We start from the raw sequence: 22,052 nt of genomic DNA on the forward strand, positions 1-22,052 counted from the left end.
TATTCCCCCAACTCGCTTAGGCTCGTCTTCCCCCTTTTTCCGCCCGAAAGGCCTTGCTGGGAAAAAGGGGAAAACGCGATAAAGCGCGGGGGAATAGGGATTAAATCCCCAGCAGCATCCTTACCAGCGGCAGCGTCGCTTCCCCTCGCTCTCTATCAAACTCCACATCGAGGCTGGTGTGCGTCGTCGAGGGTGCGGCGCCGTCGCGGACGCGTTCGCCCATTTGGCGGCGTTCGGGCGGGGTGAAGGTGGCGAAGGTGCGGCGCAGTAGCGGAAGAAGCTGCGTGAAGGCGTCGGGAGTGAGGCTGGATACCCATTCGTCCAGCACGCGCCAGAGGGTTTCGTCGTGCAGCAAAATAACGCCGCTGCCTTTTAAAAAGCCTTCGACCCAGGCGGCGGCCAGGGTGGGGTCGGACGCAGTGGAGAGGGCCAGGCCCATCCGGCGCGCGCATTCGTCGGCGGTGAGCGCGCCGCTGTCGAGCAGGAGGCGGGCGCTGCGGCCGGCGATCAGGCCGTGCAGGTTAGTCTGCAAGGACAGACGGGTCAGGGTATCGCGCCAGAGGCCGGCGTGGGCGTCGTTTTGCAGCAGCGCGATGGCGGCGTGGGTGGCGTTGATGCGGTCGGCCATCTCATTCGCGGCGTCGTCGTTCAGTGAGGCGCAGGCGGCGGGGAGGCCGACGGCGATGCGCGCGACAAGGCCGTCGAGCACGTGGGCGACGACGGACAGGCTCGACCCGCGTACGTCGCCGTAGCGCTGGACGCTGGCGAGCGGGGGCAGGGCGTCCATGAGATGTCCGACATCGCTCGCCAGCGCGGCGGCTTCCTCGAGACGAGCCATCAGTTTGCGCGCGGCGTCGGGAAGGTTGGCGATCAGGATCTTGTCCAGCAGCGATGTGAGCGCGGGAAGGTCGGGCGCTTTTTCCGCGGCGTCGGAGGCGAACGCGGCGGCGGCGTCGCGCACGGTGTTGCCCCAAACGCCTTTTTCGATCAGCACGACCTCAAACTCAGGCTTCCATTGGATACGCCACGGCTCGCGGAAGGTGCCTTTGGCTCCGTGGGCGCGGCTGGTTTCGCCCCAGGGAACGCCCAGCAGAGCCAGGCGGTGCAGCAGCTCGCTGCGCTCCAAGTCGCTGGGCTTGCGTAGGTCCAGATCGTAGTCGCGCCATCCCGCTTCGGCGGGCAGGCGCAGGCGTTTTTGCAGCTTCTGGAGATCCTGCTGTAAGGGAACGGCGGGCGTTTCCGGCGGCACGGCGCCGAGCGCTTCGCCGACGATCAGATCGCGCTCGATCAGCTTCATCGGGAGATCGCTGCCGAAACAAAGCACCGTTTGCGTCGCCTCATTCATCTCCGGCAGGCCGGGGAGCGGCCTGCCGCGCATTGTCGCCAGACAGTCGGCGAGGCGAATCGCTTCAATCACACTGGCCGGCGAGGCGTCCAGGTCCTGCGCGCGCAGCAGATGCGCCACGCGTGTCAGCCAGCGCGCCGTGACGTGCGAGGGCGGTGTGGACCAGAGATGGTGATACCAGCCCGGCGACTCAACGCCCGCGCCGTAGCCGCTCGCAAATGACAAACGCCCATTGGTCCATGGGATCCAGGTCGCCGCGATCTTGACCTTGGGCAAGCCGTCCAGAATCGCCTTATCGGACTTCGCCGGCGGCATCTCGGCGAGCGCGGGCGCGTGCCACGCGCCGCAGACGACGGCGATCTTCGTGAAGCCTTCGCGCTGGGCCGTGCGGATCGTCTGCCGCATGTACGCCTCCCGCGCCTCCTCCAACTGATCGCGCACCGCCGGCGCTTCTTCGCGCAGCGCTCCCATCGCCTCGGTAATTCCCTCGAACAGATCCTGACCCTCGGGCTGCTGCTCGACGAGATGCTCCCACCACCGCTCGCTGTCGCTATATCCCGCCGCCTCGGCGAGGAGACGCAGAGGATCGCGCCGCAGGATTTCCTCCCGCTCACTGCGCGCGTTCTCGGGCGCCGGAGGCGTTTCCGCCTCGTCCTCATTCTCGGCTGTAGTCTCCTCGTCCGCCTTTTCCTCGATCACGCGCTCCATCGCCATTTGGTGCGTCTGCGGCAGATCCATAAAGCGTACGGGGATCTCGTGCGTCAAGCCGTAATGGATCGCCTGCCATTCGGGAGAATACTCCGCGAATGGATAGTACACCGACCGCCGGGGCAGGTCGGGATCGTAAAGCAGCAGCGCGACCGGCGGCCGCATTTCGGCGTGAGCGAGCAACGGCAGGACCGACGCGGCGTCCGGCGGCCCTTCGACGAGAATGACATCCGGGACAAGCGCCGTCAGCGCCCGCAGAACGCTGCGCGCCGAGCCGGGGCCGTGGTGCCGGATGCCGAAGATGTGTGGTGCATTTGCCGATTGAGTAGATGGCATGGGTATTCCGTGAAATGTTTGACTGCTATCGAAAATATACGATCAAAATCAGAGCGGGCGGTTTAACCGCCCGCTCCTAAAACCGCCATCATCTCTCTATCGTGAACGGACGCAGACTGTTCCAATGGAAATCAATCCCTAATCCGTAATCTCCCGGCAAGCGCGGTACAGATCTTTCCAGCCGTCGCGCTCCTTCAAAACCGTTTCCAAATACTCGCGCCACACAAGCCGATCCTGTACCGGATCCTTCACGACCGCTCCGAGAAGACCGGAGGCGATGTCGCTGGCGCTCAGGGTTCCGTCGCCGAAGTGGGCGGCGAGGGCGAGGCCGTTGTTGACGACGGAGATGGCTTCGGCGGTGCTGAGGGTGGAGGTGGGGGACTTGAGTTTGGTCTTGCCGTCCTCGGTGACGCCGCCGCGCAGTTCGCGGAAGATGGTGACGATGCGGCGGATTTCGGCGAGCGACGCCGGTTCGGCGGGCAGCTCCAGGGCGCGTCCGAGGCTGGCGGAGCGCTGCTGGACGATCTGGACTTCTTCCTCGGGCGTCGCGGGCAGCGGCAGCACGACAGTGTTAAAGCGGCGCTTGAGCGCGCTGGAGAGGTCGTTGACGCCCTTGTCGCGGTCGTTGGCGGTGGCGATGATGCTGAAGCCTTTGGTCGCCTGCACTTCGGCGCCGAGTTCGGGAATGGGGAGCGTCTTCTCGGAGAGGACGGTAATCAGCGAATCCTGCACGTCGGCGGGAATGCGCGTCAGCTCCTCCACGCGGGCGATCTTGCCGTCCTGCATGGCGCGCATCATAGGGCTTGGGACCAGGGCTTGCAGTGAGGGACCGTCGGCCAGAAGCCTGGCGTAGTTCCAGCCGTAGCGAATGGACTCTTCGCTCGTGCCCGCCGTGCCCTGGATGAGCAGCGTCGAGTCGCCGCTGATGGCGGCGGCGAGATGTTCGGAGACCCAGGTCTTCGCGGTGCCGGGGACGCCGAGCAGCAATAGAGCGCGATCGGTGGTCAGGGTGGCGACGGCGATTTCGACGATGCGGCGCGGGCCGATGTACTTGGGCGTGATCGTCACGCCGTTTTCCAGCGCTCCGCCGAGCAGATACGTGGCGACGGCCCAGGGCGAGAGCTTCCACTGGGGCGGCCGCTGGCGATTGTCCACGGACGCCAGCGCGTCGAGCTCCTGGGCGTACTGGTGTTCGGCGTGCTCACGGAGCAATGTCGTCGTCATAACGGGGAGTTCTCCTCGGAAATAGCGATATGTAAAGCGTTGCGGAAAGACAGGATTTGCGTGATTTCATCGACGCTCTTGCCCCAGACGTGAAAATCTTTGTGATCTCGGGGCCAAAGCGACAGAAATTCCTCGGCGAATTGAGGCGGCGCATTCCGCCCAATCTCCGAGAGCAAATTCGTATAGGACCACCAGGTCGAGGAATGGATTTTCTTTTTTACCGCCGCGCCAGCAATTGTCCTGGCGATCAAACGCGAGAACTCCAGCGACCATGCGCCGTCATGGCTTGCGGCCCAAGTCAGTACAGGATGCATTGGCGATAGTGGAATGTTTTCGATCAACGAAGTGAAAAGCGCCTCAAAATCGTCGGGCAACAGGCTTGACATCATCCCCGGAATTGAGCCGCTGGCGGCGGGATCGTTATCTAGGATGTCCTGAATAAGTACAGTGAGCCAATCTTTGTTTTGGCTGAACCGCGCCGCCCAGCGCCAGCCGGCCCGCAGCGATCCCCCCCAATCATTTTGGCGTGAGAGCGCGATCAAGTTGGAAGGGCTCTGTCGATAGTGCTCTGTCCAGAATTCGATAGGGACGGCGATGACAATTTGGCGGAGCCAAAACGCCTTCTCGCCTTCGCCCTGCGGGGGCTTCTTTTCGATTCCGTCACGCTCCATGGCGGCGTCGCAGGATTCGGGAGGAGCAACCTCCAAATGCGCTTTGCCGAGCAACGACTTGTGAACGGACAGCAATGGCTCGGCGCGCGCAATCATGCGCTGTGCGCGGCGGGAGTCGGGGAGGCGCGTGAGCAGATTTGCCGCGATTTTGCGCACTTCCTTCGAGCGGTCATCGAGCGCATTTTCCAGGAACGGCTCATCTTCGAGCGTAAGATTATCCTCCCACGCGCCAAGAAACGCCGCGCGGTCGCTCGCGCCTTCCTGCGACCAGGACTCCGCGAGCAATGTGCGAGCGCGCTCAGCGTCACGAGCGCGTATTATTGTGTAGTAGGCAAGGCGTGAGGCTCCCACGCCGTCCGTCCAGAGGCTCCCCGTGTCTTCCGGGACAAGATAAGCCCATTCAGGGTTCTGAGCGGCCAACCAGACGCCCCGGCGATCCGCGACGGTCTGCACCCAGGAGCGGATCGCGCGGCTACGGCGTCCAGCGTCCAGAAGCTCCGGCAGTAAGATTGCAGGCAGGCGGCGTTTGGCGGACGCCAGCAGATTGAGCGCTTCGGGGAGTGTGGCGGCGTATTGCTTGCCCAGCGTCATGGAGATCAGGTGCGCTGTTTGAGGGCGGCATTCGGGCTGGACGTCCGGCGGGCATTCCGAAGGGGGAGGAGCGCTAGCCGCGCCGGGAAGCCGTCCCGCGCGGCGATAGGCGCCCAGCAGGGCGGCGGCGCTCAGGATGGCCTGCTCGCGGTCGTCCGGCGCGATCCGCGCCAGATGTTCGCCGAGAAGGCCGTCCATTGCCGGCAGAGTGGGGGCGGCGCGCTCCGCGCCGAGCAGGGCGCTGGTGACGAGGTCTGTCCAGGCTTTCATTTTTCGGCTCCCGAAAGGGCGTAAAAGTGTCCCTCCGCCCAGACGCTGAGCGGCAGGAACGCGAGTCCGTTCCATTCGCCCCAGACGGTGACGGGGCGGCCGCCGGTGACGCCCAGCAGGCGCCAGCCTTGCGTGAACGCCGCCGCGATGGGCAGGGCCTGCCCTGCGGCGTCCTGGACTTCCCAGCGCTCGTCGCCGGGCGACAGACAGACCTCGCGCAGGGCGAACGGATAACGGTCCAGCCAGGGCGAACGGGCGAGGGCGGCGGCGTAAGCCGCCGTCGCCGCGTGAATGGTCCGATGGCCGTGTTCGGGAATGTCCGAAAGGGAAGGGACGGCGTCGCGGCGGGTTTTGACCAGAGCCCGCAGTGGGACGGCGCCGGGGAAGAAGACGAGATCGGCGTCGAGCACGGAGCCGGAAACGAGGCTGACGTCGAGCGGCTGGCTGGCGTGGGCGAAGTTCAGAATGAGGGCGAGCGCGCCGGATTGGCTTCCCCAGAGCCACGTGCGCTGGACGCGCAGCGTATCTTCCTCTTCTACACGCTGCGCGGCGACGAACCAGCGATCCGTAACACCGGTCTCGGCCAGGACTTGCTCCTGCGCGACTGTAAAGCCCATGGCGGCTTTGATATCGGCCTGCGTTTCGGCGGGAAGGCTTTCGAGGCGACCGTAACCTTGCAGCAGCAGGTGCAGCCGGCCAAGACGCTCCAGAAGGCGCTCCCGCCATCCCGCGCCCGTTGCGGGAACGCCCGCCATGTCGCGCACCATGCGCGCCAGGCCCGGCGCCTGGGCGTCCACCATGCGTTTGGCGGGCGTGTCCCAGTAGGAGTAGGGGCGCGAGGCGATCTCGGCCAGGCCGCCGCGCACGAGGTCGCGCAGCCAGCGGTCCAGTTCCTGGACGCCGCCGGCGACTTTGGCGTCGCGCTGCGCGGCCCGTTTGGCCTGCGCCGCCGTATCGACGGGCTTTTCCGGCTCGGCCGCCTTCTTTTCTTTTTTCTCCGCGCGCTCGGTGCGGCTGGCGAGCCATTCGGCGACCCAATCGGGCGGGGCGGCGTCGGGTAGCGCGCCCGGATCGGCGGCGAGGATCAGCATCAGGCCCAGGCCGTGCTTGCAGGGGAATTTGCGGCTGGGGCAGCTGCATCGAAAGGCGGGCTCGCTCAGATCCACCTGCGTTCGATAGGGTTTGGAGCCGCTGCCCTGGCATTCGCCCCAAATCGCGGTTTCCCGCTGTCCCAGCGTCACCCACTTGGCTTTATTCGAAAGATCGCGTCCCGATTTGGCGGAGCTGGCGTCCGGGGCGAGGGCCAGCACTTGATCCGTTGTCCATGAAGTGGTCATCAGAACATCCATTCGTTTTACAATCCAAAAATCCTTCTTTCCGGCCGCAATTTTTTCCCGTACGATTTGCCGGTTTTTCGTGTAAAATATATATCTTAACGCTCTGCTGCTATTGCTTCATGAAAACCGAAAAAAAAAGTAACCCAGTGTGCGATTCTAGAGGCACTTGGCACGGGAATTGCTACAGTATTATTACGAGGATGGTGCCGCGAAACGGCGCTTCTTTGCGGCGGACCAAGAGACACAACAGTTGAGCCGTATCGGATTTCGGAGCACGACCCATGGTATACCCTTCAGTACATCGTAATTGCCCGGCCTCGCTCGTCGCCTCTTGCTTGTGTTCTGTCGCTTGTTGCGATCAATACAATGTTGAGCGGTCCTGCGTCGTTTCTTACCGTCTCACCCTGACCGCCCTTTCACCTTGACCGAATATTATCTTTCGGAGCGTTTGCGCCAATCGGAAGGCGGAGCGTTTCACCTGATTTTATATTCCGGCGGTTGATCCGCCGGGAGCAGATTTCGGTCCTATCCCGCTGTCTGGATCGGGGCCGATTCGGGGGACGATGAGCGGGAGACAGGTAACTTCTTTCGATCGGTAATTCTCTTGATAATCCAGCAGGCCCACGGCGGCCATCTTTAAACCGCCGCGTCTGTATCAGACGACAGCAATTTTCGATTAAGCCGTATCAGCGTAAGGTCGGACAGTCGCCAGCCATTTCAGGGTGTTGGGGCGTGGCCTTTGCGGAACGTAGCGAGCGAAGGAAAGAGGAGATCACGACAATGCCAACAGGCAAGATCAAATGGTTCAGCGACGCCAAGGGGTACGGATTCATCGATACCGGCGAAGGCAAGGACTTATTCGTACACTTTTCGGCCATTCAAGCGGAAGGCTACAAGTCTTTGCGCGAGGGGCAAGAGGTGGAATACCAGGTCGCCGACGGTCCGAAAGGCCCGCAGGCGGAAAACGTCGTCCCGCAAGCTTAATCCCAGCCTGTTTATCGCAGGCGGGACGGCGCGGGCCGCACATGATTTTCAACACGCCGTATTAAACGGTATAATGAGGCCAGCCGCCTCGCCGTGAGCAAGCGCTCTCAGCAGCGGCTGGTTTTGTTATTCGGCGCCCGGCGCCAATGCTCCTGACGTCCATCCCGCTAGAACGCCTTCGGCTTCCCGTCTAGCCCGCGTTTGCGACACCGCAGAGGAAATCAACACAAATATGATGCGTACTCCAAGATTTTTCGCCGTCGGCAGGGCTGTTTTCGCCCTCGCTCTCTTTGGGATGGCGTTCGCCGTGACCGAAGGGATCGGGGCGCGTCCCGCCTGCGCGCAAGCCGCCGACACGCTCGACACAAACGCCAAGGTCAACATTACCGTCGCCGGCGAGCCTGACATTACCGGGGATTACGTGGTGGACGCCGCCGGCAACATCACAATGCTGTATGTCAATCAGATCTACGTCAAGGGCCTCACCGTCGCCCAGGCGCAGACCGCGATCACGAAAGCGCTCCATAAGATCTACCGGAATCCTCAGGTTCTCGTGCGCCTGATCAGCCTCGGCGGCATCAGCGTGACCGTGACCGGCGCGGTCGCCACGCCCGGCGACCGGGTGATGCGCGCCGACGCGCGCCTGAACGATCTCCTGCAGACCGACGCCCCCACGCCTCAGGCGGACCTGTCGAATGTTGAGATCACCCACGGCCTTCCGGGTGAAGTTCACAGCAAAGATGTCATCAATTATGCGTCTTACCTCAACAACCAGGTCACGGCCGGCAATCCGCAGCTGCGCAACGGCGACGTTGTCTTCGTTCGCCAGAAAGACGCCGCTCCGATCCAGGTCAGTATTCGCGGTCAGGTCAACAAGCCCGGCTCGATCACACTTCCCACGAAGTCCACGCTGCTCGATGCGCTTCAGGCGGCCGGCGGTTTGACGGTGACGGCGGATCCGAAGACCGTGCAGATCCAGCACTCCGCGGAAGGCCCCGCCTCGACGTTCGATTACGATAAGATCCAGCTGAACCCGGCTGATTCGCTCATCAATCCCGTGCTGCGCGATGGGGACTCGGTGATCGTCAAAGGCGGCGACCGGCCGAATATCTTCACGGTCACCGGCGGCGTGGAGCATCCGGGCGAATATCCGCTGACGCAGTCGCAGACGACGCTGGCGGACGCCATTGCGAAGGCCGGCGGCGCCTCCCCGTACGCCAAGCTGGATCAGACCTCCATCGTACGCACCGCTCCGGATGGAACCACGAAGGTCATCCAGATCAATGCGGCGGATCTGAGCGTGCAGGCGAACACGATCGTTCAGGTCGGCGACAATATCACGGTCACGCGCGGCAACCCGCCGGCGCCGAAATTGAACCCGCTGTCGATCATCTCGGCGATCGGAATTATCTACGGGATCTTCGGACGGCGCCACTAATCACGGACTGATCCAGAGACGAACCGTTCACAAAATCGGGCCCCGCCTCGCGGAGAATATCTCTCCACGAAGCGGGGCCTGATTTCTATTTGCCGCCGCATTGCGATCTGCCCCCTGAGGCTATGGGCAATGCGATTGTGACAAAGGCAAAAAAGCGGCCGGGCGCCATGCCCGGCCGCTTTTTCATGTCTCCGAGATATTTATCCGTGCGCCAGGCCATCGGCAAACACTCGGTGCGTTTCTTTGGGCGTCGGCGCGCTTTGGGCGGCCTCATTGGCGCTGTAGGGCGCGGGTTCCGGCTCGGATGGCTCCGCAGGCTCTGGGGCCTCCTGTACGCCGCGCCAGCGCTCACGGGTGGCGGTGGGGATGAAGCGCCGGCTGAGCTTCGCCAGTTCACGCAGGCGGCCGATCTCCCGGGGCATATCGACCTGGGCGATTTCCTTGCTGTCCAGCGCATTGATGACGCGCTCGGCGAGCCGAATGGCGCCCAGAGCGACGAGCTCGTTGTCGTAGTCCACGGTGACGTAAAAACGGCCTCGGGGATCGATCGTCCAGTTCCAATGCGTTTCGCCCGCAAACGGGGTTCCCACGCCGCGCCGGACCTGATCCTGAATCTCCAGGATCAAATGCTCCAGCAAGTGCGGGATCTCCGTCGCCTGGGCTTCGCGCCGGAAGGAATACCCTCCATCGTTGTAGCAGCGCTGCGTAGCCATGTGCGGGAAGAGCTTGAACAGGATGCGGGGGATGCGCGGAGCCTCGGAAGTCGTGTAAGCGTCAGTCTCGGGAATCTCCACGACAAGCTTCGCACGGTTAGTGCTGTAAAAGATAATTTCTGTGATCTTCAAGGAAACTCCTTGGAAAAATTTCCGGAAAACCCTTGACAAGTGGGCCGGCGTTGGGATATACTATTCGCGTAAATGTTCCCCGATAGCTCAATTGGCAGAGCGCTTGACTGTTAATCAGGATGTTACAGGTTCAAGTCCTGTTCGGGGAGCCAGATGTTTCAGTATAACATAGGTTTCTCGGAAACGCACGAAATCTAACAAAAAACCCGCGATATTCGCGGGTTTTTTTATTGTATGAATGTCATAAATCCCATCCCGCAACAAGAGGGGCCACTTCACCAAGAAGCGGCCCCTCGTTGAGTTACTGGAACTGGCGGATGTTAGGCCGGGACGGCTTCCGCGCGGCTCGGGAGTTCGGGCGCGCCGACGATCGTTTCCACGCCCAGGATCGCGTCGAGCTCTTCGTTGGTGTGACGGTGCGCCCAGGCCGCGAAGCGCTCGTTGTTCTCGCGCGTCGCCTGGAAGTTCTGAATCACGTTCGCCAGCGCGTACTTGACCAGGTGCGCCGGAACCTTGCGGTGGATCGCTTTGGTGAAGGTCGCGTCCTTGCCGAGGTCGCCGCCGACATGGATATCGAACGCTTCGACTTTGCTGCCGTCGCCCATGGTCGCCATGCAGCCTTGCAGGCCGATGTCGCCGACATGGTGCTGCGCGCAGGAGTTCGGGCATCCGTTCATGTTGATCTTGATGCCGCGCTCGTACGGCTCGGGAGTGACCATTTCCAGGTGCGAGATCACATCCTTGATGCGCAGCTTCGTCTCCGTCAGGGCCAGGTTGCAGAACTCAATGCCGGTGCAGGACTGCGCTCCCCGGCGGATGGTGGGCACTTCCCACGCAAATCCGGCGGCGGCCAGCTCCGCCTTGGCGGGCTCGAGATTCGCGGCCGGGATATTCGGGATCAGGCAGTTCTGAACGTTGGTGAGGCGGATATCGCCGTTGCCATACTTCTGGGCGACATCGGCGACGACGTTCATCTGCGCATCGGTCCAGCGGCCGGCCAGAATGCACAGGCCGATCCAGTAGAGACCTTCCTGCTTCTGCTCGTGAATGCCGACATGGTCGCGGAATGTCTCGTCCGAGAACTCAAAGCCGGGAGCGGCTGCGTCGGGCGACCAGTCCAGCTTCTTGCGGACTTCCTCGGTGAACTTCTCGGGACCCCATTCGGCCATCAGATACTTCAGGCGGGCGCGGGTGCGCTTTTTGCGCAGCTGGCTCGCGTCACGGTAGCATTCGGAGATGGCTCGCTGCACGTCGACGATCTTTTCGATCTCATCGGCGGGAACGAAGATGTCGAGCTGCTTGGCGATATGCGGCTGAAGCGAAAGGCCGCCGCCGACAAAGAAGTGATAGCCGACCACGCCGTCGCTCTGGCGGCGGTACGCCACCAGGGAAGCGTCGTTGATCTGCGGCACGGTGCTCTGGATCGGCGAGCCTTCCACGGCGATCTTGTACTTGCGCGGCAGGTCGCTGAAGTTTTTGTTGAGATGGAAAAAGTCTTGAATGGCGTCGGTCACCGGGCGCGTATCGACCAGCTCATCGGGATCGAAGCCGGCGGCGGGGGACGAGGTGACGTTGCGCGCGATGTCGCCGCACGCGCCGGCGCTGGTCAAACCGACTCCTTCGAGGCGCGCGAAGATGTCCGGAAACTGCTGGATCTCCAGCCAGTGCAGCTGGATCGTCTGGCGCGTCGTGATATCGCTGAAACCGCGGCCGTATTGCGTCGTCAGCTCCGTGATCGCGCGGAACTGCTCGTTGTTCAGGCGGCCGCCGGGCACTTTGATCCGCATCATGAAGTGGCCTTCGTTCGGCCGCTGCTGATAAACGCCCCACCATTTGAAGCGCATGAAATCGCCGGAATCGATGGTGTCGAACCCGTCGACGGCGTAGCGGTAGATGTCCGCGCGCACGTCCAGACCGTCTTTTTCCCGCTTCAGGCGCTCCGCCTCAATGATCTTCTCTTCACTCATGATGCAAACTTCCTCAATGACCCAGCAAACTTCCAACGACCGCTTCGCCCTTGGCTTTGTTTACTAATTTTGGTTGACAATTAGGATTCATTATACCGCTCCCGAAAATCTTTTTTCAAGGCGCGAAGAAAACCCGGCAAAGCCAGGGCGGGAGAGGGGGCGTGGGTGAGAGCAAATGCTACGCGAAAGCGATGGAGGCTTCGCCGAGGCGTTTGTAGATCAGGCCGCGCAGGGCGAGCTGCGCTTCCGTCAAATGGGCGGGAGTGTCGACAAGGCAGGTGACGCGCAGGGTGATTTTCGCCGCGTCCATCGCGCCCAGGCCCTGGACTTTGGGCGCTTCTTTCAGATCGAGATCCGGGCGCTCGCGCATCAAGTCCGCGCCGGCGGACTCGATAATCTCCGTCGCTTTGGCGATGTCGGTCGCGGCGGCGACTCCAATCTCGATAAACGTGGCGACGGCGCCCCGGCTCTGGTTGCACACCTGGGTAATGTCGCCGTTGGAGAGGATATAAAGCTTGCCGACTTCGTCGCGGACCAGCGTCGTGCGCATGCCGACTGTCTCCACGACTCCGGTGACGGAGCCGATCGTGACGAAATCGCCGACCGAATACTGGTTCTCCAGAAGAATAAAAAAGCCGGAGATGACATCTTTGACGAGCTTTTGCGCGCCGAAGCCGACGGCGAGGCCGGCGACGCTGGCGGTGGTGAGCAGGGGCAGGGGATCGAGGTTGAACGCGCGCAGAAGCATCACGCCGAAGACGAACATCAGCAGGTAGCTGACGATGCTGTTGAGCAGCCCGGCCAGGGTTTTGACGCGCGCGGCCTGCGCGGCGCTGGACGTGCGCTCGGTCTTCGCGGCCATGGGAACGATCACGCCGCCGATCAGGCGTCGCAGGGTGAAACGCAGCAGCGCGTACACCAGAAGAATCAATACGACATGGCCGGCGGTGTCGCGCGCGGTGATGAAGAAGCTGTCCCAAAATTGGGGATTGAAGAGCTTGGCGAATTCCGAAACAATCGATTTGGGCGAGGATGACGTCACGGCCGTATGTTAGCACGCGGAGCGGCGCGCGGTCAAGTCCGCTCCGCGTGCTTGCAGACGGTGTATTATTGCTTTTGATCCATGAAGCGGGGCGCGCCGGGCGTGCTCATCATCCGTTTTCTGGGCGGCAGAAGGGCGGTGGACGCGTAGGCCGCCCGCACTTTCGTCCGCTGGTTCAGGTCGTTCATCTCGCTGCGGATCTGACCGATCTTGGCGGCGAGGATCCGCTGCGCCTTGTTCTCGGAGGCGTTGATCTGGGCCGCCAGGGCTTCGAGCGACGGATCCGCGTCGATCATGGCGCGGGCGTCGGCGAGCGACGCGATCACTTTCCGCTTTTCCACGGATATGCGGTCAAATACGGGCATATCATCGATTTCAAGCGCCGTGATCTGCGCGCCGGAAAGCGCCAGCAGTCGCTCGAACTTCGCGCGGTTTTGGGCTTGAACGGATAAAGACATATGCGGTTCTCTCTTCTTGATATTCTCTTTTCGACATTCCTTGGCGATTGGCCCAAGGAAGACGTTAGGCGGCGATCCGCCGCAGAGAAACGTCTTGAGAGCGCGTTTCCGTCGTGATGGACGCCGGCGCCTTGCTCGCCTGGCATTGCCGGTCGACTTCGACCCACGCTTCGCGCAGCTCGCGCAGCGCATAAATGACTTCCTCGATCTTCGCGGGGGCGTCCTGAAGATTGGCTTCCGTCAGCGTGTGGTACATCCGCGTATAGATATTGTCCAGCGATTTCGCGACCGAGCCGCCCGCCGTATGGTCGAGCGTATTTTGCAGATGCGCGACGATCATCTGCGCTTTGACGATATAGATTCCCTTTTTCTCATAATCCTTGGCCTGAATCGCCGGGATCACTTGATTGAGAAAGCGGATCGCTCCATCGTAAAGCATAATCACGAGACGGGTTGGGTTCGCCGTTTCCACGGCGGTGCGCTGATATTGATTGTAAGGGCTGGATAAGCTCATTATTGCTACTCTCCTGAATGTCAGTCGATATCGTCAGTGATTAACCACTCTTGCTGCTGCTGCTGCTATAGGTCGGCAAGTTCGCCACCTGCGCCGCGAATGCGGTGCCTTCGGACTGGAGCGAGCTCATTCGCGTCTCCATATCGCTGAACTCCTGAGTCAGCTGAGCCTGATAGGCCGTCATCGCGTCATTTGCATCCGTGATCTGCTTTTCCACGTCCGTGCTCTCATTGGTGAGAGTCTTGGTGGCGTTCGTCACCGCGCCATTCTCGGGGTCGAGCATCTGCGTGATCATCGTGTTCAGTGAATCGGCGATCCCATGCGCCGTGGAAACGTGTCCGAAGGTCCCCGAAGTGGTCGCGCTCACGATCAGCTCCAAGCCGTCGGTATGCGCGTTGCCGGTGTTGCCCGTGAGGATCTGTCCGGATCCCGTCGCCGGTTCGCCGTTGATCGTGCCGTGAACGTCCTGCCCAGTCGTCATCGTTGGAACGGCGCCAAATCCGGTGTCCGTGGCGCTGGGCGGCTGGTTGGAGGCTACGCTAAAGGCCGAAGTCACTCCGTAATGCAGCGAGGTGATCTTGAGCTTGTTCGTCGCCGGGTCGATGCTGGCGTTGATGGTGCTATTGAGGTTGCTGTTTCCATTGATCAGGTTGACGGTGTCTTGAGCGCTGCTGCCAATGGGAATCGTGAGCTTTACACTGTTCGTAAACGCCGCGCCGCTAAACGTCAGCGTCTCCGCCGTGGTGCTTACGCCGGTCTGAACCGTGGACCCGATCGCCGTCGACTGCGTCGCCGGCTGAGTGACGTTCACCGCGAATCCTGCTCCGGAGCTGGTGGTCGTCTTGGCTCCTCCAATGACAAACTGGACATTGGAGTTGTCCGTGTTGCCGGCCAGTCCAAAGAAGCCCGCCACCTGCGAGGGATCCGCCTGAAGCGCGGTCGTCAGCGTTCCGGAGTTCAGAGACAGCTTCCCGTCGGTTCCCATCGTGATGCCGATCGAGGAAAGAGTTGACTTTCCGCTGGTGATATTCAACGTTGAGGCAAGCTGCCGCTGGATCGATGTCAGGGTCGAGTCTCCGAACAGCGGCGCCGTGGCCGCCGTCGTGCCCGTGGCGCTGGTCGGCGGCGTGAATGCGTTTTGCGCGCTCACATAATCCTGGATCGCATTGTAGGCGGTCACAAAGCTGTTGACGGACGAGACGATGGTCGCCGTATCTTGAGTGACGCTGAGCGTGGAGTTCCCAGGCGTGGCGGATGTGCCGGAAAGCAGTTTGATCGATGCGCCTTGGATCGCGTCGGTCACCGTGTTGCTGGATCGCGTCAGGCTCAGTCCGTCGAGACTAAACTTCGCGTCCTTGGCGTCGGCGATTTTATTGGCGGGAGCGGCGACATCCTGCTGAACCACGCCCAGGTTTGCGAGCACATTGTTGGAGTCCGTGAACGTCGGGCTGGCGCCGGCTCCGACGATCTGGAGCTGCTGCTTGCTGTACTGCGTCACGGTTCCATTGGCGTCCGGAATTCCCACGATCTGCGCTTTGACGCCCGTGATCCCGGCCGCGTTGATCTTGTTGGCGACATCCGTCAGGGAATCGGTGTTGAGGTCGATCGCGATATCCGCGCCGTTGCTTGCGCCGGCGATATGCACGGTTCCGGCGGCGGCTGTTCCCGCGGTCGCGCCCATCAGCGTTCCGACAATTCCCGTCGCGCCGCTCAGGGCCATCGAGGCGGCTCCGCTATAGCTTGTCCCAGACTGAGTGTAGGTGATGGGCTGCCGCGTCGCTGCGGCGCCCGAAACCAGACCCAGGCTGGAGAGGACCGTTCCCGCGCCGGTATCGGATGCGGAGATCGTGTTTGCGGTTCCCGTGGCGTTGCTGGTCAGCGTCATCCGATAATCATTGGCGCCGACGGTGACGATGGTGGCCGTCACGCCCGCCTTGGCCGCGTTGATGCGCGTGGCGACATCGTTGAGCGAACTCTGTGAATTGATGCTGATCGACTTGCCGTTTAGCGTGAAGGAGCCCGAGACGCCAAGCGCCGCCGACGAGGTAGAGTTGGAGTTCGAGACCAGGCTCTCCGACTGCGCGAGCTGGGTGACCGAAAGCTTATGATCGCCGACAGGGGTCGTGGAATAGCTGGAGATCGTCGCGACCGTCGTGTCCGAAGATGTCGACGCCGTTGCCGAATATGTGGACTTTTGGCCAAGCGCGATCGCCGACGCCTGCAATGCGGACAGCTGCGTATTGACGCTTTGCCACTGCGTGATTGCGGCGGTGTAGCCGTCATCCTTCGCAACAAGCAGCTGGATCGGCTTCTGGGCGGCCGTCACCATTTTTGAAATGATGGAAGCCGTATCAATACCAGAAGAGAGTCCGGAAATTGTAATCGGAGCCGCGGAAGTCGTTGTAGCCATGAGGTTCCTCTAAATGAGAGCAGTGAAAATCGTTGTTTTCGTGGCCGCGTTTTGTACGCGCTTGAACATTACTAGTATCGGTCTTGTTTCGCCGTATCTTTAGAGCAGAGCCTCTGTATCGAATTGGCGTGAAAGAGCATGCGAAAAAGAAAATGGCGGAGCGGATTAATAATCCGCTCCGCCAGAGCAGCGGCTCCTCTCGGAGACCGGTTGCTAATTATTGAAGGAGCTTCAGGATAGCCTGAGGCGCCTGGTTGGCCTGTCCCAGAGCCGACGTACCCGCCTGAACCAGGATCTGGTTCTTCGTGTAATCCACGATCTCAGAGCTCAGGTTCGTGTCCACGATCGTGGACATGGAAGCCTGAACGTTCTGGGAGGCGATGCCCAGCGAGGTGACGTTGGACTGCAGGATGTTCGACTGGAAGGCGCCGATCGAAGCGCGCTCGGCCGAGATGTCCGAGATCGCCTTGTCGATGACCGCGATCGCGTCCTGGGCGCCCTTGAAGGTCGTCAGGTCGATATTCTTGATGCTGTCCGTGTACACCTGCTGCGAGGTCCCGTTCGCGTCCGTGTAGTTCGCCGCGTTCTTGCCCAGCTGATCCGTCGCTACGCTGTTAAGGCGCTGCGACGCAGTCTGTCCTTCGTTGGCGCCGATCTGGAACTCCAGATCCTGACCCGTGGTGCTTGTGCCGGCCACCGTCTTGAAGGTGTTCGAGCCGGTCAGCAGGTTGGCGCTGGAGTTCGGCGTGGTCGCCGCGTTCGTCGAGGCCGAGGTCTCCGCCGCCACCGCCGCGACCGCCGTCGTCGAGGTGACGACCGTGCCGTTGGCGAAGGTGAACGAGGACGTGCCGTTCTGCGTGGAGCTGGCTACGCTCGTGATGCCCGAACCGCCGCCGATGTTCATCGTGGCGTCCGCGCCTCGGTAGTCCGTGCTCGTCAGGGTGCTGGACGCGGTGGCGGCGCCGGTGGCCAGGGCCGCCGTGCTCAGACCCGTCATGTCCACGACCGGAGCGGCTGCGCCGGCTCCCGCCGCGGTGGAGGTGAGGACCAGGTGACCGTTGGTGGCGTCGAGGCTGGCGGTGTATCCGCTGGCCTGGATGGCGTTGGTGATGCCGGCGGCGTTCAGGTTGTTGCCGGCGGAGCCGATCGTGTAGACCTGGCCGTTGATGGTCAGCGAGCCGTTGAAGAAGGCGTCGGCGCCGGAGTTGCCGGTGGCTCCCGAGATCGTGGTGGACTGAGTGGCGCCGGTGATGGTGGCCGTGCTGAACGTGTTGGCGGCGGACCAGGATCCCTGGGCGACGACGGTCAGTCCGGCGCTGTTTCCGGTTCCGGTGACGCTGGCCGCACCGCTGGTGGTGGTGGCGGCGGAGCTTGCGGATCCGTCGAGCAGCTTCTTGTTGCTGAACTGCGTGGTGGTCGAGATACGGTCGATGGACTGCAGGGCGGACGCGAGCTGTGTCTGGTCGGCGGCGACATCGGCGGCGGAGTTGACGCCGGCGTTGCTGGCGTGGACGGCGAGCTGTCGCATGGACATCAGGAGCGACTGGACCTGGCTCATGGCGCCTTCCGCCGTCTTGGAGACGTTGATGGCGTCGTTCGTGTTGGAGGTCGCCTGGGTGAGACCGACCGACTGAGCCTTCATGCTCTGGGAAATGACCAGACCGGCGGCGTCATCAGCGGCGGAGTTGATGCGCATACCGGACGAGAGCCGCTGGATGTTCAGAGCGAGCTTATCACTGTTGTTGCTCAGGTTCTGAGCGGCCATGAATGCAGTTGTGTTTGTGTTGATACGGGTAGACATTTAAATTTCCTCCATGATGTCCTTCGGGCGTCTGTTCCCTCGGACTGTTCGAACTAAGTGGCTTCCTGCCAAGTATTTGTTTGTACGTCGCATCTTGCTCGGTACACTCATATATTCGGAGCATCCTGGTATTTTATGTAGGGTGATCGGAAAGAATTTCCAGATAATTTTGCGAGGTTTTGCAAAGCGGCCGAGGCGCCGTGCGCGAAGCGCGAAGAGGAGGGCAAAAACGGAAAAAGCGCCGTCGACCGAAGTCGACGGCGCCGAGATGGAGCTCTGGTTTCCCTGAGGAAATCGCTCCGAATTATTGAAGGAGGCGCAGGATGGCCTGAGGCGCCTGGTTGGCCTGTCCCAGAGCCGACGTGCCCGCCTGAACCAGGATCTGGTTCTTCGTGTAGTCCACGATCTCCGAGCTCAGGTTCGTGTCCACGATCGAGGACATGGAAGCCTGAACGTTCTGGGAAGCGATGCTCAGCGACTGAACGTTGGACTGAAGCACGTTCGACTGGAAGGAGCCGACCGAAGCGCGAGCCGAGGAGATGTCCGAGATCGCCTTGTCGATGACCGCGATCGCATCCTGGGCGCCCTTGAAGGTCGTCAGGTCGATATTCTTGATGCTGTCCGTGTACACCTGCTGCGAGCTGCCGTTAGCGTCCGTGTAGTTCGATGCGTTCTTGCCCAGCTGATCCGTCGCCACGCTGGAGATCCGCGAAGAAGCCGTCTGGCCGCTGTTGGAGCCGATCTGGAACTGCAGGTCCTGGCCCGTGGTGCTTGTGCCGGCCACCGTCTTGAAGGTGTTCGAACCGGTCAGCAGGTTGGCGCTGGAGTTCGGCGTGGTCGCCGCGTTCGTCGAGGCCGAGGTCTCCGCCGCCACCGCCGCGACCGCCGTCGTCGAGGTGACGACCGTGCCGTTGGCGAAGGTGAATGAGGACGTGCCGTTCTGCGTGGAGCTGGCCACGCTCGTGATACCCGAACCGCCGCCGATGTTCATCGTGGCGTCCGCGCCTCGGTAGTCCGTGCTCGTCAGGGTGCTGGACGCGGTGGCGGCGCCGGTGGCCAGGGCCGCCGTGCTCAGACCCGTCATGTCCACGACCGGAGCGGCTGCGCCGGCTCCCGCCGCGGTGGAGGTGAGGACCAGGTGTCCGTTGGTGGCGTCGAGGCTGGCGGTGTATCCGCTGGCCTGGATGGCGTTGGTGATGCCGGCGGCGTTCAGGTTGTTGCCGGCGGAGCCGATCGTGTAGGCCTGGCCGTTGATGGTCAGCGAGCCGTTGAAGAAGGCGTCGGCGCCGGAGTTGCCGGTGGCTCCCGAGATCGTGGTGGACTTGGTGGCGCCGGTGATGGTGGCCGTGCTGAACGTGTTGGCGGCGGACCAGGATCCCTGGGCGACGACGGTCAGCCCAGCGCTGTTTCCGGTTCCGGTGATGCTGGCCGCACCACTGGTGGTGGTGGCGGCGGAGCTTGCGGATCCGTCGAGCAGCTTCTTATTGCTGAACTGCGTGGTGGTCGCGATACGGTTGATGGACTGCAGGGCGGATGCGAGCTGTGTCTGGTCGGCGGCGACATCGGCGGCGGAGTTGACGCCGGCGTTGCTGGCGTGGACGGCGAGCTGTCGCATGGACATCAGGAGCGACTGGACCTGGCCCATGGCGCCTTCGGCCGTCTTGGCGACGTTGATGGCGTCGTTCGTGTTGGAGGTCGCCTGCTGCAAACCGATCGACTGCGCCTTCATGTTCTGGGAAATGACCAGACCGGCGGCGTCATCGGCGGCGGAGTTGATGCGCATACCGGACGAGAGGCGCTGGATGTTCTGGGAAAGCTTGTCACTGTTGTTGCTCAGGTTCTGAGCGGCCATGTACGCGGTGGTGTTTGTGTTGATACGAGTAGACATCTAATTTCCTCCATGAATCTTTCGGGTGTCTCAGCCCTAGGATACGGTGTGGACTCCTGGCGTCCTGCCATTGATTTTCGTACGCCGCTTCTCGCTTTCCAGCTCCTTGCTTGGTACACTCATATATTCGGATGGATGAAACTATCAAGACACGGTCAATTTACTGGTTTCTGGACGAGCATTCGGTGGATTATGGAAAACACGTATTTTTAAGGGGCGGCAATCTGGGCGAGGAAAAGGGCGTCTTATCCGCTCAAGAAGAGGGGAGTTTGGCGTCGTGGGAGAGACAAAGAAAAAGGGCGGCGCGGACCGAAGTCCGCGCCGCCCTGGCGATGTGATCTCCCCATGGAGAACCGCTCCGAATTATTGGAGAAGCTTCAGGATGGCCTGAGGCGCCTGGTTGGCCTGTCCCAGAGCCGACGTACCCGCCTGAACCAGGATCTGGTTCTTCGTGTAGTCCACGATTTCCGAGCTCAGGTTCGTGTCCACGATCGAGGACATGGAAGCCTGAACGTTCTGGGAAGCGATGCTCAGCGAGGTGACGTTGGACTGAAGCACGTTCGACTGGAACGCGCCGATCGAAGCGCGGGCCGTCGAGATATCCGAGATCGCCTTGTCGATGACCGCGATCGCGTCCTGAGCGCCCTTGAAGGTCGTCAGGTCGATATTCTTGATGCTGTCCGTGAAGACCTGCTGCGAGCTGCCGTTAGCGTCCGTGTAGTTCGCCGCGCTCTTGCCCAGCTGATCCGTCGCCACGCTGGAGATCCGCGAAGAAGCCGTCTGGCCGCTGTTGGAGCCGATCTGGAACTGCAGGTCCTGGCCCGTGGTGCTCGTGCCGGCCACCGTCTTGAAGGTGTTCGAACCGGTCAGCAGGTTGGCGCTGGAGTTCGGCGTGGTCGCCGCGTTCGTCGAGGCCGAGGTCTCCGCCGCCACCGCCGCGACCGCCGTCGTCGAGGTGACGACCGTGCCGTTGGCGAAGGTGAACGAGGACGTGCCGTTCTGCGTGGAGCTGGCCACGCTCGTGAGACCCGAACCGCCGCCGATGTTCATCGTGGCGTCCGCGCCTCGGTAGTCCGTGCTCGTCAGGGTGCTGGACGCGGTGGCGGCGCCGGTGGCCAGGGCCGCCGTGCTCAGACCCGTCATGTCCACGACCGGAGCGGCTGCGCCGGCTCCCGCCGCGGTGGAGGTGAGGACCAGGTGACCGTTGGTGGCGTCGAGGCTGGCGGTGTATCCGCTGGCCTGGATGGCGTTGGTGATGCCGGCGGCGTTCAGGTTGTTGCCGGCGGAGCCGATCGTGTAGGCCTGGCCGTTGATGGTCAGCGAGCCGTTGAAGAAGGCGTCGGCTCCGGAGTTGCCGGTGGCTCCCGAGATCGTGGTGGACTGAGTGGCGCCGGTGATGGTGGCCGTGCTGAACGTGTTAGCGGCGGACCAGGATCCCTGGGCGACGACGGTCAGTCCGGCGCTGTTTCCGGTTCCGGTGACGCTGGCCGCACCGCTGGTGGTGGTGGCGGCGGAGCTTGCGGATCCGTCGAGCAGCTTCTTATTGCTGAACTGCGTGGTGGTCGCGATACGGTCGATGGACTGCAGGGCGGATGCGAGCTGTGTCTGGTCGGCGGCGACATCGGCGGCGGAGTTGACGCCGGCGTTGCTGGCGTGGACGGCGAGCTGTCGCATGGACATCAGGAGCGACTGGACCTGGCCCATGGCGCCTTCGGCCGTCTTGGCGACGTTGATGGCGTCGTTCGTGTTGGAGGTCGCTTGGCTGAGACCGATCGACTGCGCCTTCATGCTCTGGGAGATGACCAGACCGGCGGCGTCATCGGCGGCGGAGTTGATGCGCATGCCGGACGAAAGGCGCTGGATGTTCTGGGAAAGCTTGTCGCTGTTGTTGCTCAGGTTCTGAGCGGCCATGTACGCGGTGGTGTTTGTGTTGATACGGGTAGACATTTAAATTTCCTCCATGAATCTTTCGGGTGTCTAAGCCCTAGGATACGGTGTGCGTGGTTGGCTTCCTGCCATTGATTTTTGTACGCCGCTTCTCGCTTTGCAGCTCCTTGCTTGGTACACTCATATGTTCGGGGTAATGCATCAATAAAGATAGGTTGGTTTACCGTGTTTTTGAATAACTTTTTATAAGCATTATTGACTGGGAATCTACCTGGCGGAAATGCTGGAATTCGTTACTGGTAAATGTACCGTGATGTGCGGCGAAATCGGTGATTC

General features: G+C 61.9%; 15 protein-coding genes and 1 tRNA gene. 3 read left to right on the forward strand and 13 right to left on the reverse strand.

The genetic code is table 11. The annotated features are described in order from the left end of the window. Positions 1-100 precede the first annotated feature (100 nt). From D5261_RS16080 to D5261_RS16095, 4 genes are all read right to left on the reverse strand, one after another. Entirely contained in the window at positions 101-2,389 is a 2,289-nt protein-coding gene (locus D5261_RS16080) for a DUF5682 family protein (RefSeq protein ID WP_119320310.1), read from the reverse strand. 138 nt (positions 2,390-2,527) lie between these two features. Continuing rightward, positions 2,528-3,613 (reverse strand): ATP-binding protein, encoded by a 1,086-nt coding sequence (locus D5261_RS16085; RefSeq protein WP_119320309.1) that lies wholly within the window; start codon positions 3,611-3,613, stop codon positions 2,528-2,530. Beyond that, complete coding sequence (locus D5261_RS16090) at positions 3,610-5,145, reverse strand: DUF5691 domain-containing protein (RefSeq protein WP_119320308.1); 1,536 nt, start codon at positions 5,143-5,145, stop codon at positions 3,610-3,612. The genes D5261_RS16085 and D5261_RS16090 overlap by 4 nt, the downstream gene beginning before the upstream one ends. Then, complete coding sequence (locus D5261_RS16095) at positions 5,142-6,482, reverse strand: SWIM zinc finger family protein (RefSeq protein ID WP_119320778.1); 1,341 nt, start codon at positions 6,480-6,482, stop codon at positions 5,142-5,144. Before D5261_RS16095 ends, D5261_RS16090 begins: the two co-directional genes overlap by 4 nt. A 780-nt stretch (positions 6,483-7,262) precedes the next feature. On the opposite strand from D5261_RS16095, the gene D5261_RS16100 reads away from it, so the two are divergent. Together D5261_RS16100 and D5261_RS16105 are read left to right on the forward strand one after the other, a co-directional pair. Further along, entirely contained in the window at positions 7,263-7,466 is a 204-nt protein-coding gene (locus D5261_RS16100) for a cold-shock protein (RefSeq protein ID WP_119320307.1), read from the forward strand. A gap of 232 nt (positions 7,467-7,698) precedes the next feature. After that, on the forward strand, positions 7,699-8,904 hold the full coding sequence (locus tag D5261_RS16105; protein WP_119320306.1) for a polysaccharide biosynthesis/export family protein: 1,206 nt from the start codon (positions 7,699-7,701) through the stop codon (positions 8,902-8,904). Between the two features lie 200 nt (positions 8,905-9,104). Here D5261_RS16105 and D5261_RS16110 read toward each other — a convergent pair whose 3' ends face one another. Next, positions 9,105-9,749, reverse strand: coding sequence for a cyanophycin synthetase family protein (locus D5261_RS16110; RefSeq protein ID WP_119320305.1), 645 nt, complete (start codon positions 9,747-9,749; stop codon positions 9,105-9,107). A gap of 76 nt (positions 9,750-9,825) precedes the next feature. Here D5261_RS16110 and D5261_RS16115 point away from each other — a divergent pair. Continuing rightward, a tRNA-Asn gene (locus tag D5261_RS16115) sits at positions 9,826-9,901 on the forward strand. 168 nt (positions 9,902-10,069) lie between these two features. Here the strand turns inward: D5261_RS16115 and D5261_RS16120 are convergent. The 8 genes from D5261_RS16120 to D5261_RS16155 all read right to left on the reverse strand — a co-directional run bounded on the left by D5261_RS16120 (position 10,070) and on the right by D5261_RS16155 (position 21,776). Further along, complete coding sequence (locus D5261_RS16120) at positions 10,070-11,716, reverse strand: nitrite/sulfite reductase (protein ID WP_119320304.1); 1,647 nt, start codon at positions 11,714-11,716, stop codon at positions 10,070-10,072. A gap of 178 nt (positions 11,717-11,894) precedes the next feature. Next, positions 11,895-12,758: a mechanosensitive ion channel family protein gene (locus tag D5261_RS16125; protein ID WP_119320303.1), complete on the reverse strand. Its 864-nt coding sequence runs from the start codon at positions 12,756-12,758 to the stop codon at positions 11,895-11,897. Positions 12,759-12,823: 65 nt separating this feature from the next. Beyond that, on the reverse strand, positions 12,824-13,216 hold the full coding sequence (locus tag D5261_RS16130) for a hypothetical protein (RefSeq protein ID WP_119320302.1): 393 nt from the start codon (positions 13,214-13,216) through the stop codon (positions 12,824-12,826). 64 nt (positions 13,217-13,280) lie between these two features. Further along, positions 13,281-13,730 carry a flagellar export chaperone FliS gene (fliS, locus tag D5261_RS16135; protein WP_119320301.1) on the reverse strand — a complete coding sequence of 150 codons (450 nt, stop codon included), beginning with the start codon at positions 13,728-13,730 and terminating at the stop codon, positions 13,281-13,283. 40 nt (positions 13,731-13,770) lie between these two features. Next, the gene (fliD, locus tag D5261_RS16140; protein ID WP_119320300.1) at positions 13,771-16,140 is read right to left on the reverse strand and encodes a flagellar filament capping protein FliD; all 2,370 of its coding nucleotides are present in this window, start codon (positions 16,138-16,140) and stop codon (positions 13,771-13,773) included. A gap of 217 nt (positions 16,141-16,357) precedes the next feature. Continuing rightward, positions 16,358-17,941, reverse strand: coding sequence for a flagellin N-terminal helical domain-containing protein (locus D5261_RS16145; protein WP_301002535.1), 1,584 nt, complete (start codon positions 17,939-17,941; stop codon positions 16,358-16,360). Between the two features lie 304 nt (positions 17,942-18,245). Then, on the reverse strand, positions 18,246-19,829 hold the full coding sequence (locus D5261_RS16150; RefSeq protein ID WP_301002536.1) for a flagellin N-terminal helical domain-containing protein: 1,584 nt from the start codon (positions 19,827-19,829) through the stop codon (positions 18,246-18,248). A 363-nt stretch (positions 19,830-20,192) separates the two neighbouring features. After that, positions 20,193-21,776, reverse strand: a complete 1,584-nt coding sequence (locus D5261_RS16155) for a flagellin N-terminal helical domain-containing protein (RefSeq protein WP_301002537.1) — start codon at positions 21,774-21,776, stop codon at positions 20,193-20,195. Positions 21,777-22,052 lie beyond the last annotated feature (276 nt).

It is taken from the genome of Capsulimonas corticalis, from assembly GCF_003574315.2.
GTDB lineage: Bacteria > Armatimonadota > Armatimonadia > Armatimonadales > Capsulimonadaceae > Capsulimonas > Capsulimonas corticalis.